Source organism: Rhodococcus sp. NJ-530, from assembly GCF_003860625.1.
Classification (GTDB): domain Bacteria; phylum Actinomycetota; class Actinomycetes; order Mycobacteriales; family Mycobacteriaceae; genus Rhodococcus_F; species Rhodococcus_F qingshengii.
The window spans coordinates 4726800-4739014 of sequence record NZ_CP034152.1; the positions used below are offsets into that span (position 1 = coordinate 4726800).

The 12215-nt window shown below is 63.4% G+C and carries 15 protein-coding genes; 10 read left to right on the forward strand and 5 right to left on the reverse strand.

Features of this window, described 5'->3' with window-relative positions:
- Nucleotides 1-10: 10 nt before the first annotated feature.
- The 3 genes from rpmF to EHW12_RS21870 are packed head-to-tail and all read right to left on the reverse strand — an operon-like array spanning nucleotide 11 to nucleotide 1688.
- On the reverse strand, nucleotides 11-184 hold the full coding sequence (rpmF, locus tag EHW12_RS21860) for a 50S ribosomal protein L32 (protein ID WP_007727540.1): 174 nt from the start codon (nucleotides 182-184) through the stop codon (nucleotides 11-13).
- Nucleotides 184-438 carry a type B 50S ribosomal protein L31 gene (locus EHW12_RS21865; RefSeq protein WP_003946367.1) on the reverse strand — a complete coding sequence of 85 codons (255 nt, stop codon included), beginning with the start codon at nucleotides 436-438 and terminating at the stop codon, nucleotides 184-186. Before EHW12_RS21865 ends, rpmF begins: the two co-directional genes overlap by 1 nt.
- Nucleotides 435-1688 carry a GTP-binding protein gene (locus EHW12_RS21870; protein ID WP_125051748.1) on the reverse strand — a complete coding sequence of 418 codons (1254 nt, stop codon included), beginning with the start codon at nucleotides 1686-1688 and terminating at the stop codon, nucleotides 435-437. The genes EHW12_RS21865 and EHW12_RS21870 overlap by 4 nt, the downstream gene beginning before the upstream one ends.
- Nucleotides 1689-1792: 104 nt before the next feature.
- Between EHW12_RS21870 and rpmB the strand changes: the two genes are divergently transcribed.
- From rpmB to EHW12_RS21905, 7 genes are all read left to right on the forward strand, one after another.
- On the forward strand, nucleotides 1793-2029 hold the full coding sequence (gene rpmB / locus EHW12_RS21875; protein ID WP_125051750.1) for a 50S ribosomal protein L28: 237 nt from the start codon (nucleotides 1793-1795) through the stop codon (nucleotides 2027-2029).
- Between the two features lie 4 nt (nucleotides 2030-2033).
- A complete protein-coding gene (gene rpmG, locus EHW12_RS21880) occupies nucleotides 2034-2198 on the forward strand; it encodes a 50S ribosomal protein L33 (RefSeq protein WP_003946358.1) in 165 nt (54 codons plus the stop codon).
- 2 nt (nucleotides 2199-2200) lie between these two features.
- Nucleotides 2201-2506, forward strand: coding sequence for a 30S ribosomal protein S14 (gene rpsN, locus EHW12_RS21885; protein WP_003946379.1), 306 nt, complete (start codon nucleotides 2201-2203; stop codon nucleotides 2504-2506).
- 9 nt (nucleotides 2507-2515) lie between these two features.
- Entirely contained in the window at nucleotides 2516-2773 is a 258-nt protein-coding gene (rpsR, locus tag EHW12_RS21890; RefSeq protein ID WP_003946414.1) for a 30S ribosomal protein S18, read from the forward strand.
- A gap of 129 nt (nucleotides 2774-2902) precedes the next feature.
- Nucleotides 2903-3841: an AEC family transporter gene (locus tag EHW12_RS21895; protein WP_003946401.1), complete on the forward strand. Its 939-nt coding sequence runs from the start codon at nucleotides 2903-2905 to the stop codon at nucleotides 3839-3841.
- A gap of 19 nt (nucleotides 3842-3860) precedes the next feature.
- Nucleotides 3861-4325, forward strand: a complete 465-nt coding sequence (locus tag EHW12_RS21900; protein WP_037132827.1) for a hypothetical protein — start codon at nucleotides 3861-3863, stop codon at nucleotides 4323-4325.
- A gap of 154 nt (nucleotides 4326-4479) precedes the next feature.
- Nucleotides 4480-5841 (forward strand): NAD(P)/FAD-dependent oxidoreductase, encoded by a 1362-nt coding sequence (locus EHW12_RS21905; RefSeq protein ID WP_125051752.1) that lies wholly within the window; start codon nucleotides 4480-4482, stop codon nucleotides 5839-5841.
- Nucleotides 5842-5877: 36 nt separating this feature from the next.
- Here the strand turns inward: EHW12_RS21905 and EHW12_RS21910 are convergent, their stop codons facing one another.
- Nucleotides 5878-7395, reverse strand: coding sequence for a PucR family transcriptional regulator (locus EHW12_RS21910; protein ID WP_003946355.1), 1518 nt, complete (start codon nucleotides 7393-7395; stop codon nucleotides 5878-5880).
- Nucleotides 7396-7564: 169 nt separating this feature from the next.
- On the opposite strand from EHW12_RS21910, the gene EHW12_RS21915 reads away from it, so the two are divergent.
- From EHW12_RS21915 to EHW12_RS21925, 3 genes are all read left to right on the forward strand, one after another.
- On the forward strand, nucleotides 7565-8995 hold the full coding sequence (locus EHW12_RS21915) for a gamma-aminobutyraldehyde dehydrogenase (RefSeq protein ID WP_003946421.1): 1431 nt from the start codon (nucleotides 7565-7567) through the stop codon (nucleotides 8993-8995).
- Between the two features lie 89 nt (nucleotides 8996-9084).
- Nucleotides 9085-9984 (forward strand): universal stress protein, encoded by a 900-nt coding sequence (locus tag EHW12_RS21920; protein ID WP_007727555.1) that lies wholly within the window; start codon nucleotides 9085-9087, stop codon nucleotides 9982-9984.
- Nucleotides 9981-11507 (forward strand): APC family permease, encoded by a 1527-nt coding sequence (locus tag EHW12_RS21925; protein ID WP_125051754.1) that lies wholly within the window; start codon nucleotides 9981-9983, stop codon nucleotides 11505-11507. Before EHW12_RS21920 ends, EHW12_RS21925 begins: the two co-directional genes overlap by 4 nt.
- Here EHW12_RS21925 and EHW12_RS21930 read toward each other — a convergent pair.
- Nucleotides 11504-12121 carry a TetR/AcrR family transcriptional regulator C-terminal domain-containing protein gene (locus EHW12_RS21930; RefSeq protein ID WP_030536334.1) on the reverse strand — a complete coding sequence of 206 codons (618 nt, stop codon included), beginning with the start codon at nucleotides 12119-12121 and terminating at the stop codon, nucleotides 11504-11506. The two genes, EHW12_RS21925 and EHW12_RS21930, sit on opposite strands and share 4 nt — an antisense overlap.
- Nucleotides 12122-12215: the final 94 nt, after the last annotated feature.

Here is a 12215-nt window from a genome sequence, read left to right on the forward strand (position 1 = left end):
GATCGCACGGTCAGATGCGGCTCGGGTCGATCACCCCGAGTCGAACTGCTTTGACCAGTCGCCGAGGGACTCGGTGGGTCTGGCCGAAGGCCGTGACCTCGACCAGATCGGGCGCCGTCGCCTTCCACTGGGCACGACGGCTGCGAGTGTTGGAACGGGACATCTTCCGCTTGGGAACGGCCATCAGAGTGCCTTGCGCTTTCCGTAGCGCCGCTCGAACTTCTCGACGCGTCCGGCGGTGTCCATCACACGTTGCGCTCCGGTCCAGAACGGGTGAGAGTCGCTCGTGACGTCGACGACCAGCAGCGGGTACGTGCCACCATCTTCCCATTCGACGGTGCGCTCACTCGTCACGGTCGATCGGGTCAGGAAGCTCTTGCCGGTGCTGGCGTCCTGGAAGACCACCGGGTGGTAGTCGGGGTGCATCTGCTTCTTCATTCGTTTCCCTCTCGCGTTGATTCGGTTTCGGCATAAGGTGATTCGGATTCGTCACACGGGTCTTCGTGAAACTCGCCGAACGGGTCTTCCCACGTTGCCCACGACGCTTCGTCCGCCAATTCGTCGTCGGTGACCAAGGCGTGCTGCAGTGTTCGGTCGATCTCGAGCGGGTTCGCACCGCACGTCAGAACGACCATCGAGGTGTCGCGATCACCGAAACGTTCGTCCCATTTCAGGGCCGCGAGTGCACGGCGTTCAGCTGAAACGCGGTCTCGTTCCTCCGGCGTCATCGCGGCCAGCCAGGTGTCCGCGCTGGCAACTCGCAGGCCACCGCCCGCCGATTCGAGCCAGAGCGCTTCACCCGGTTGCGTTGCCACCCAGACTCGTCCGCGGGAGTACACGACGCCTTCGAGCAGGACGTCGATCGCCTCGTGCAGACGACCGGGGTGGAACGGCCGGTTCGCGGTGAACTCGACGAGCATCACTCCGCCGTCGTCGTCGAGCGGCGGCTGGCGACGCAACAGCGGTGAGTGAGCGTCGGCCAGTTCACCGCGTCGCGCATCCGCAGGCACCTCGAGGAGCAGTGCCTCGATGTCGTCTCCCTCATCGAAGACGGGTACCCGTGGAGCGATGCGCGCGAGAACCGCGTTCAAGCGGGACCGCTGCCAGCCGTCGAGCGCATCGGACCCGCGTAGGACGAGCGCGTCGGCGAAGTCGACCTGCCCGACGACGACCTGAGCCAGGGTGCGGTCGTCGTCGAGAGCTTCGTCGCCGGTGGCGTCTGCCAGCCAGGTCGCCGCGTCGATGCACGTCACGACGGCGTCGACGCGGACGTCCCGCTGCGCCGGTCCGTCCAGTTGGCCGACGACGCCGGTTACGACGACGTGCTCGATCGCCCAGCACAGCGCCTCGGGCTCGAGTTGCCGGTCCAACAGCAACACGATCCGCTGCACCGAACTGTGCGAGTGAAGCCGGCGCAGGAGCGGCAGCAAGTCTTCGCGCAGGGTGCAGGAGACGCAGCCGTGCGCGAGCTCGAGGATCGTCTCGCGCTCGGACACAGTGCCGGCAGACCCGGCACTCCCGGTCATCGAGGTGACCGTCCGCCGGACCACCCCTTCACGGACGTGGCTCAGGTCGTGGTGGACCAGAACAGTTCCGGTTCGCAGCAACGCTCGTGCGGTGTGTGGGGTGGATTCGCTCATGCCGGCGACCAGGACCAGCGGAGTCCTGCCGTCCAAGATCGTGTTCACAGCGGGCCTTTCTGGGAATGATTGTCATTACCGAGGTTGAACGGTACATTGATCTCACCGCATTGTCGAAAATGATTGTCATCTGCAAGTTGAAAGGAACACCCATGTCGGCTCACTGCCAAGTGACCGGACGTGTGCCGGGGTTCGGAAAATCCGTCTCGCACTCTCACAAGCGTTCGAACCGTCGCTGGAACCCGAACATCCAGCGCAAGACCTACCTCCTGCCCAGCGAGGGGCGTCACATCACACTCACGCTCTCGACCAAGGGCATCAAGACGATCGACCGCGACGGCATCGAATCCGTCGTCGCCCGGATCCGCGCGCGCGGCGAGAAGGTCTGAGCAGATGGCACGCAACGAGATCCGCCCGATCGTGAAACTCAAGTCCACCGCGGGCACCGGGTACACGTACGTGACCCGCAAGAACCGTCGTAACGACCCCGATCGACTCGTACTGAAGAAGTACGACCCGGTGCTGCGAAAGCACGTCGATTTCCGAGAAGAGAAGTAGGCATGGCCAAGAAGTCGAAGATCGCGAAGAACAACCAGCGACGGGTCGTCGTCGAGCGGTACGCGGAGCAGCGGTCCGCTCTCAAGGAGACGATCCGCTCCCCGAAAAGCTCGGCAGAGGAGCGCGCGAAGGCCCAAGCGACCCTGCAACGTCTACCACGCGACGCCAGTCCGGTACGATTGCGCAATCGAGACGCTGCGGATGGACGTCCGCGCGGCCACCTGCGGAAGTTCGGGCTCTCCCGGATTCGCGTGCGAGAAATGGCGCACCGTGGGGAACTGCCTGGCGTACACAAGTCGAGCTGGTAAGGAAGTCGGATGGCAGTCAAGCGTTCACCGTCGAAGAAGCCACGCCCCGTAGAGGGTCGTAAGCCCAAGAAGAACCCGTTGTTCGCAGCGAAGATCACGCATGTCGATTACAAGGACATCAACTTGCTTCGCACGTTCATCTCGGACCGCGGCAAGATCCGCAGCCGTCGCGTCACGGGCCTGACCCCGCAGCAGCAGCGTCAGGTCGCCGTTGCAGTGAAGAACGCACGCGAAATGGCGTTGCTCCCCTTCACCGCCGCCCGGTAGTCATACGTGCTCGGTAGTCACACGTAGAAGTACCGAAGAGGTCGCGCAGTCACTCGACTGCGCGGCCTTTTTGTTGCCCGGACTAAGATTTCCCGAAGTCGTTCATTCCAGTCGAGAGGTGCCCGCAGCGTGTCGGGAGTTGTTGCGGGTTTCACCGTAATTTTTGTTGTCATCGCGGTCGGGTATCTCCTCGGCCGTCTCGGCACCCTCGGTAGCCAAGGACAGTTCGTTCTCGGTCGACTCGTCTTCTTCGTCGCGACGCCTGCCCTGCTGTTCACCACCCTCGCGTCGTCCGATCTTTCGGTGATCTTCTCGCCGACGCTCGCCGTTGCGTCGGCTACTGCCTTTGCCGTCGGCGCTCTGTACGTCGTCGTCGCAAAGATCTGGCTCAACCGGCCGCTACCCGAACTGACCATCGGCGCGCTGTCGGCTTCGTACGTGAATTCAGCCAACCTCGGAATCCCGATCGCGGTGTTCGTGCTCGGCGATGCCACGTTCGTCGCGCCGCTCCTGCTCTTCCAGATCGTCGTGTACTCCCCGATCGCCTTGACGATCCTCGATCTGACGGCCCTTCGCGGCGCGGATGCCGAGAAGCTCTCGTTGATCGACACCGTCACCGCCCCGTTCAAGAATCCGATCGTGCTCGCGGGCGCTGCGGGGTTGATCGTCGCGTTGATCGGTTGGGTACCGCCCCGGCCGCTGATGCAGCCTTTCGAATTGATCGGCGCGACGTCCGTACCCGGTGCGCTGTTGGCATTCGGGCTCTCGCTCTACGGCGTGCGGGTGCTGGAGAAAGGCTCGAGTCCACGCCGCGACGTCGCGCTGGCGTCGACGCTCAAGATCGTGGTCCAACCTGTGCTGGCCTATCTGATGGCGCATTTCCTCCTCGGCATCGACGGTCATCAGTTGTTCGCCATCGTGGTCGTCTCGACGTTGCCGACGGCGCAGAACGTCTTCATCTACGCAAGCCGCTATCGGCGCGGAATGGTCCTCGCCCGAGACAGTGCCTTTGTCACCACTTTGGCGTCAATTCCGGCAATTGCGCTGGTCACAGCGCTACTCGCTTGAGCAGGGTTACGGTGGATTCATGCGTGTACTAACCCTCGCCGTTCTGGCCTGCCTTGCTGTGGCCGGATGCTCCGTCGGGGCCCAGACCACGGGGCCGGTTGCCGCACCGAATCCGATGGCGGCCAACGAAGCAAGTCCCGCCGACTGGTCGCTCGGAACCCCCGTTCCCGACGAGGTCGACGACAGCGAGATGGGCACGGAGTTCGACAGCCGCACCGACATCGTGGGTGCGACGGCCACCATGTTCGAATCGTGGTCCGAGGTCGACGATCACACGGTGGCAGTCCACTTCGTGACCGGCACTCCGGAGTGCTACGGCGCGTACGCAACCGTCGAAGAGACCGATACGACGGTGATCGTCACGCTCCGAACCGGAGCATTGCCGGAGGCCGCGGACAAGATGTGCATCTTGGTTGCCGTGTTCGGCAGCCTGGACGTTCCGCTGAGCCGACCGCTCGGCGATCGTCACGTCGTCAACGGCTAGCTGCGCGCCTAAACGGCACAAGTTCGACGATCGAACACGCCGTTTCGTCAGGTGTGGTGTGCGTCTCCTCGGGACAGACTGAAAACCGACACCCGTTCACTCGCTCGTCGGCAGCTTTCGACTCGAGCGGTGCTCAACATGAAGGAGCTCGCAAGTGCCTAATCTCCAGAGAGACGTTGCAATCGTCGGCGCCGGCCCCTCTGGCCTGGCAGCTGCAACCGCGCTGCGCAAGGCCGGTTTGACCGTCGCTGTGATCGAAGCGCGCGACCGCGTCGGCGGCCGCACGTGGACCGACACCATCGACGGAGCAGTTCTGGAAATCGGCGGCCAGTGGGTCTCCCCCGACCAGACCGCGCTGATCTCCTTGCTCGACGAACTCGGCCTGAAAACTTTCGAGCGCTACCGCGAGGGCGAGTCCGTCTACATCTCGTCGGCAGGTGAGCGGACGCAGTACACGGGCGATTCCTTCCCCACGAACGACACCACGAAGAAGGAGATGGACCGTCTCATCGACGAGATGGACGATCTCGCAGCACAGATCGGCGCCGAGGAACCGTGGGCACATCCCCTCGCCCGCGATCTCGACACAGTCTCCTTCAAGCAGTGGCTGATCAATCAGTCCGACGACGCCGAGGCACGTGACAACATCGGCCTCTTCATCGCCGGTGGAATGCTCACCAAGCCCGCCCACTCGTTCTCTGCCCTGCAGGCCGTACTCATGGCCGCTTCGGCAGGCTCCTTCTCCCACCTCGTCGACGAGGACTTCATCCTCGACAAGCGAGTGATCGGCGGAATGCAGCAGGTATCGATCCGCATGGCGGAGGCTCTCGGTGACGACGTCTTCCTCAACGCACCCGTGCGAACGGTGAAGTGGAACGAATCCGGTGCAACGGTGTTGGCGGACGGCGATGTTCGCGTCGAGGCAAGCCGAGTGATCCTGGCCGTACCGCCCAACCTCTACTCCCGGATCTCGTACGATCCCCCGCTGCCGCGTCGTCAGCACCAGATGCACCAGCACCAGTCCCTCGGCCTCGTCATCAAGGTGCACGCGGTGTACGAGACGCCTTTCTGGCGCGAAGCCGGCCTCTCCGGCACCGGCTTCGGCGCGTCCGAGGTAGTGCAGGAGGTGTACGACAACACCAACCACGAGGACGATCGCGGCACCCTGGTCGCTTTCGTCTCCGACGAGAAGGCCGACGCGATGTTCGAGCTTTCCGTCGAGGAGCGTAAGGCCACGATTCTGGCCTCACTTGCCCGCTATCTCGGCCCGAAGGCCGAAGAGCCGGTTGTGTACTACGAATCCGACTGGGGCTCGGAGGAATGGACCCGCGGTGCGTACGCAGCGAGCTTCGACCTCGGAGGCCTGCACCGCTACGGCGCGGATTCCCGCACGCCCGTCGGCCCGATTCACTTCTCGTGCTCCGACATTGCGGCCGAGGGGTACCAGCACGTCGACGGTGCCGTTCGGATGGGTCAGCGAACCGCAGCCGACATCATCGCTCGCAGCAAGGCCTGACGGCCGCTTTGCCAAGTCTCGATCATTGCCCGGCAGTCACGATTGCCGGGCAATGATCGAGAGCAGTAGTTCGGCCCGAACCCTGGCCACTTCCAGCCGACAGTCGATCAGGCTCTCCACCTTCGCCATTCGGCTCCGCAGTGTGTGCCGGTGAACGCCCATCGTGATGGCGGCCGCTTCCCAGTGTCCGTTGGCCTCGAGAAATGCCCGCAGCGACGCCAGCAGTTCGGTGCCGTTGTCACGGTCGTAGTCCTCGATCGGTGTGATCATCGTTTCCGCCAGCGTGTTGAGCACTTCACGCGTCGAATCGAAAGACAGCAGCACACTTCCGGTCAGAGCTGCGAATTCCAAAGGCTCGCCACCGATTTCCGCCGCCGACGCACACAGCTGGGACTGTTCGACGGCGACCGCCAGCGCAGCGACCACCCGTCGCGCGCTCAAGCCGACACGAAGCGCGCGAAGATCCGACCTCGATACCCCGCCGAGCAACTCTCGGGCGAACTCGACGTCGTCGGTTCCACGCAGCAGCACCGTGACGCGAGTGTCGTTGATCCGCGAGAACAACTGCCGCCCCGCCTTGTTCATGAACTCGGCAATCTCGGCTCCGACGCGTCCCGCTACGTCGGACGTGTCGGCAAGAACTGTCAATCCTCGGATCATTCCCTCACCGTCGGCGGCCTGCCTGATCTGTTGCCACGCCGGCGCCGGGTCGCGATCCTCGGTGAGCAGCAGCCCGAGGGCGTGCGAATTCAACTGATCCTGAGTAGCACGCAGACGCGCGGGTTTCTCGAAGTCCAACGCCAACAACGAGTTCGCGTGACCGAGCAGTATCTGATCGACGTAGCTGAGCGCCGAAGCACTGATCACCGCCAGGTATCCGTACGGCGTTCGCCCGACGCTGATCTGCTGCACCGCGATCGACGCTCCAGACCTTGCGAGCGTCACGCTACTAGAGGCACCGCCCCCGAGAGTTGCTCGCAGTTCGTCGATCACGTCGTCCGTCGGCAGTTGAGGTGAGCTCTCGAGAACTCTTCCGGCGACGTCGAGAAGAAGCACCGTCGCCGAGGTTGCGATCGCCAGTTCACGCACGGTCGCAGCCGTTCCGCCGGAAATGACGGCACGCGTCATCCGCGGTTGCGCCCGCGACGCCCGGAGGACAGCTTCATATTCCTGCTCTGCCAACCGGCTCATCACACGCTTGACGACGGCAGCAAAAGGCGTCGGCAGCGGCACCTCGATCAGCGGGAGTCCGATCTCGTCGGCGACGGCCACCAGATCGGCCGGGACCTCGGGGTACGAGAGCCCGGTTCCGAATCCCACCGCCGCCACTCCCGCCGCGTCGAGCATCCGGAGATAGCGGCCGCGCTTTTGCTGAGTGGACGGCAATCGGATGCCGGTGGTGAGGATGAATTCGCCGCCGGTCAACCATCGAAACGGGTCGAGCAACTCCGTGGCGTGCGCGAATGTGATTTCGCGACCGACACCCTGGGCGCCACCTTTGAGTTCCAGCGCGAGATCCGGCTGCGCCAACATCCACCGCACAGCGATCGTCATGGGCAGGACTGTACAACTCGGTGCGTCGGGGATCAAAGATTTCACCTTTTTGGCAGCTGCCTTTACTTGTGAGTCAGCGCACACTTGCTCACACACGCCCCACAAAGTGCGAGTTCCGTGCTGATCACCTCGGCCGGAACTCGTTCGACCTCGAGAGGAACCGGTACCGATGTCGATCGTCGTACTCGAGAACTACATCAACGGTGAATTCGTCGCCTCAGCCGCGACGGAAACACTCGACCTGATCAACCCCGTGGACGAGAGTGTGGTCGGGCGTACGCCGGTCTCCACGAAGGAAGACGTCGACGCCGCCGTCGAAGCCGCACAGAGAGCATTCGAGACCTGGGGCAAGACGACGCCGAGCGTGCGGCAGGCTGCACTCCTCAAGCTCGCCGACGCCATCGAAGCGCACAGCGACGAAATCGTCGCAGCCGAAAGCGCCAACACCGGCCAGGCTCACCAGATGATCGCCGACGAAGAGGTCAAGGTCGGAGCCGATCAGATGCGGTTCTTCGCCGGAGCCGCACGACTTCTCGAAGGCAAGGCGGCCGGAGAGTACATGGAGGGTTTCACCTCCTACGTCCGTCGTGAGCCGATCGGCGTCGTCGGTCAGGTCACTCCATGGAACTACCCGTTCATGATGGCGCTGTGGAAGATCGGGCCCGCCCTCGCGGCCGGCAACACGATCGTCCTCAAGCCCAGCGACACCACACCGGGCAGCACGCTGGTCCTGGCGAAGCTCTCGAAGGGCATCCTGCCGGACGGCGTGTTCAACGTCGTGCTCGGCAACGGCGGAACCGGAGCGACGTTGGTGGAGAACCCGGCCCTCGGTCTCGTCTCGATCACCGGTTCGGTGCGGGCGGGCATCGCTGTCGCCGTGTCCGCAGCACAGCAACTCAAGCGCGCGCACCTCGAACTGGGCGGCAAAGCGCCGGCGATCGTCTTCGGCGACGTCGACATCGAGAAGACCGCCACCGGCATCGCCGAGGCAGCGTTCTTCAACGGCGGCCAGGATTGCACCGCGGCCACTCGCGTGATCGTTCACGAGTCCATCCACGATCAGCTCGTCGAAGCCCTCGTCCGGAACGCCGAGAAGCTGCGCCCCGGAGCGCCTTCCGATCCTGATGCCTTCTACGGCCCGCTCAACAACATCAATCACTTCAACGCCGTGAGCGACAAGATCGCGAACCTGCCGGCGTCGGCCAAGATCGTTACCGGCGGAAAGCGTTCGGGCGAAACCGGATTCTTCTTCGAGCCGACCGTCATCACCGGCGTCGCGCAATCGGACGACATCGTGCAGGAAGAGACTTTCGGTCCTATCCTCACAGTCCAGAGCTTCTCCGACGAGAAGGAGGCGATCACGCTTGCCAACGACGTTCGGTTCGGCCTGGCCTCGAGCATCTGGACCAAGGATCACGGTGTCACGCAACGCGTCTCCGCTGCTCTCGACTTCGGTGCGGTGTGGATCAACTGCCACATCCCGCTCGTCGCCGAAATGCCGCACGGCGGCTTCAAGTATTCCGGTTACGGCAAGGATCTCTCGGCCTACGGAGTCGAGGACTACACCCGTCTCAAGCACGTCATGAGTTCGCACGACTGAGTCGCCGCCCCTCCTGCTGTGCGCCTTTATCAACCCCCGCGGTTAATAAAGGCGCACAGCAGATTCCTCCAATCCGGAAAAGAGCCACCATGCGCCTTATCGTCGGATACCTCGCCACACCCAGCGGTAAAGACGGGCTGGTCCTCGGGGCCCAGCTCGCGCGCAGTCTCGGCGCGCAACTCGACATCTGCATGGTCCTCCCACCGGATCGGACACTGCCGGCCAAGGTTCCCTCGGAAGCCGGCTACGACGACATCCTCGCCGCGCGTGCACACGACTGGCTCGCCGAGGCGAAAGCGTCGGTGCCCGAGGACATCCAGGTGGAAGTACACCTGAGCTTCCACGAGTCGTTCGCTCAGGGCCTGCTCGACGAAGTGGACAGACTGAATGCGCTCGCGATCGTGGTGGGAGCTTCCGGCGACGGTTTGCTCGGCCGTCACGCGATAGGTTCGGTCTCGACCGAACTGCTTCACTCCGCCCACGTCCCGGTAGCACTGGCGCCTCGCGGAACGCGGCACTCGGCGGCCACTGCGATACGAGAGGTCACCTGTGCACTCGGCACCCGTGTCGGCGCCGACATCGTCTTGAACACCGCCGTGCGCGCCAGCGAACTGATGCAGGTTCCGTTGCGACTGGTCTCACTGGTAGCGCTCGACCCCCAGAACGATCTGCGAGATCATCGCGACACCGCCGAGTCGGCCAGGGAGCGTGCACGAAATCACGCTCAGGACACACTCGACGTCGCAAGAGCCGCGCTCCCCGCGGAGTTCCCCATCGAGGTCATCATTGCCGACGGATCTACCGTGGAATCGGCAGTGCGTCAACTGGACTGGCAGGACGGCGACCTCGTGATGGTCGGTTCAAGTCGACTCGCACAGCCCCGCAAACTGTTCCTGGGCTCAACCGCCGCCAAGATGCTGCGCGTACTGCCCGTACCCATGGTCGTAGTGCCCAAGCACGAATTCACCCAGCCGGAGGCACTGTCATGACCAGCACCGAACTGAGTTCCAAAGGCCTCGCCACCGGCAAGATCGGCATGATCTCCGGCGCGGTGCTCGGAATCTCCTCCGTGGCACCGGGTTACACCCTGACGGCCAGCATCGGATTGATCGTCGCTGCGGTCGGTCTCAAGATGCCCGCCATCTTCATCGCCGGCTTCATCCCGATGTTCCTCACCGCGTACGCGTACCGCGAACTGAACTCCGACACTCCTGACTGCGGAGCGTCATTCACGTGGTCCACCAAGGCATTCGGACCGTACGTCGGCTGGATGTGCGGCTGGGGCATGGTGATCGCCACCATCATCGTGCTCTCGAACCTCGCTGCGATTGCCGTCGACTTCTTCTATCTGTTCATCGCGCGGGTGGCCGACAATCCCTCCATCGCCGATCTGCCGGGCAATAAATTCGTCAACGTCGGCACCACACTGGTGTTCATCGCGTTGGCCACCTGGATTGCCAGTCGGGGAATCACCACCAGCGAGCGCGTACAGTTCGCGCTCGTCGGCTTCCAGATGGTGCTGCTGGTCGTCTTCGCCGTCGTTGCACTGGTTCACGTCGGCGCCGGCGACGCCCCGGCCGGATTGTCCTTCGACGTGAGTTGGTTCAACCCGTTCAGCGGACTCGCCATCGGTGCGTTTGTCATCGGACTCACCGGATCGATCTTCGCGTTCTGGGGCTGGGATACCTGTCTCACGCTGGGCGAGGAGTCGAAGAACCCCAAGAAGACCCCCGGCCGCGCCGGTTTGCTCTGTGTCGCAACCATTCTCCTTACCTACCTGCTGGTCGCCGTTGCCGCGATGATGTACGCCGGCGTCGGCGAGGAAGGCCTCGGCCTCGGCAATCCCGACAACTCCGAGAACGTCTTCGGCGCTCTGGCCGACCCGGTCCTGGGCAACTGGGGCGGAATGCTTCTGTTCCTCGCGGTCTTCGTCTCTTCAGTCGCCAGCCTGCAGACCACGTTCCTGCCCGCGGCACGAACCATGCTCGCCATGGGTGCATACGGAGCTTTCCCCAAGAAGCTCGCCGAGGTCTCGCCTCGGTTCCTGGTGCCGTCGTACACGACCGTCGTGGCCGGCGCGGTAACCGCAGTGTTCTACAGCGTCGTCACGTTCCTGTCCGAAAGTGCTCTGCTCGACACGATCGCCGCACTCGGCATCATGATCTGCTGGTACTACGGCATCACCGCATTCGCGTGCGTGTGGTACTTCCGCAAGACGCTTTTCGAGAGCGTACGAAACTTCGTCTTCCGGCTCGCGTTCCCACTCATCGGTGGCCTCATGCTGCTTGCGGTGTTCGTCATTTCGGTCCAGGAGAGTATGAATCCGGACAATGCCAGCGGAGCATCCATCGGCGGAATCGGCCTGGTCTTCTTCCTCGGCTTCGGAATCCTCATCCTCGGCGCGGTCCTGATGATGGTCATGCGAGTGCGCAATCCCGAGTTCTTCGAGGGCAAGACCCTCAACCGCGACACGGAGGCTCTGCGCGACGAGAACGACCTCAGCGTGTCCTAGGAGACAGTAGATTCGGGGGCCTGCGCGATCAGGCCCGCCATCAACACGCGCAAGCCGAATTCGAAGGCGGCGTCGGCACGTTCGGGATTTTTCCCGGACGTTGCCAACGCCGCCTTCATCGCGTCGTTGGCTTCGGGTCCCGACGCCCACTGGACGTCCGGCGCCGCCAGGTCCAGGGCCGAACCGAGAACAAAACTGTCGACGGTCGTGATCGCGTGCAGTGTTTCGGTCGGGTCGAAGCCACCATCGGCAAATGCCTGCGCCAATGCGTTGTAGAGGGTGAACGCCACACCGGCCTGCACCGTCTGGGCCGTGAAGAGCGGAATCAGACGAGGATGCGCGGCGTAGCTTCGCCGGTACTCGGCTGCCAGCGCCGCGACGGTCTCACTCCAGGTCCCCGAGGCCGACTCGACGTCGATTCCTGCCATCAACTGCGCCCTCATCAGTTCGACGATCTCGGCTCGTCCGGAAACGTGGTTGTAGAGCGAGGACGGTCGAACCTTCAGTCTTGCGGCGAGTCCCGGCATGGTGAAGTCGCCGGATTCGTCCACCGACTCGATCGCTGCCTCGGTGATGATCGCCGGTGAGAGCAGTCGTTGCGATGGCCGCGGCATATGTCCTCCTGTAGTGATCCACACCGTTCGGGGCGCTGCAAAAAACAATTCCTCGAAAGTCCTTGATCAATCAGCGCTCACCCACCATACTTAA

Excerpts from the sequence above, each read along its gene's own strand:
- rpmG (WP_003946358.1), top strand. The coding sequence starts at position 2,034 with ATGGCACGCAACGAGATCCGCCCGATCGTGAAACTCAAGTCCACCGCG.
- EHW12_RS21925 (WP_125051754.1), top strand. The coding sequence starts at position 9,981 with ATGACCAGCACCGAACTGAGTTCCAAAGGCCTCGCCACCGGCAAGATC.
- EHW12_RS21920 (WP_007727555.1), top strand. The coding sequence starts at position 9,085 with ATGCGCCTTATCGTCGGATACCTCGCCACACCCAGCGGTAAAGACGGG.
- rpsR (WP_003946414.1), top strand. The coding sequence starts at position 2,516 with ATGGCAGTCAAGCGTTCACCGTCGAAGAAGCCACGCCCCGTAGAGGGT.
- EHW12_RS21910 (WP_003946355.1), bottom strand. The coding sequence starts at position 7,395 with ATGACGATCGCTGTGCGGTGGATGTTGGCGCAGCCGGATCTCGCGCTG.
- EHW12_RS21900 (WP_037132827.1), top strand. The coding sequence starts at position 3,861 with ATGCGTGTACTAACCCTCGCCGTTCTGGCCTGCCTTGCTGTGGCCGGA.
- EHW12_RS21865 (WP_003946367.1), bottom strand. The coding sequence starts at position 438 with ATGAAGAAGCAGATGCACCCCGACTACCACCCGGTGGTCTTCCAGGAC.
- rpmB (WP_125051750.1), top strand. The coding sequence starts at position 1,793 with ATGTCGGCTCACTGCCAAGTGACCGGACGTGTGCCGGGGTTCGGAAAA.
- EHW12_RS21930 (WP_030536334.1), bottom strand. The coding sequence starts at position 12,121 with ATGCCGCGGCCATCGCAACGACTGCTCTCACCGGCGATCATCACCGAG.
- EHW12_RS21915 (WP_003946421.1), top strand. The coding sequence starts at position 7,565 with ATGTCGATCGTCGTACTCGAGAACTACATCAACGGTGAATTCGTCGCC.
- rpsN (WP_003946379.1), top strand. The coding sequence starts at position 2,201 with ATGGCCAAGAAGTCGAAGATCGCGAAGAACAACCAGCGACGGGTCGTC.
- rpmF (WP_007727540.1), bottom strand. The coding sequence starts at position 184 with ATGGCCGTTCCCAAGCGGAAGATGTCCCGTTCCAACACTCGCAGCCGT.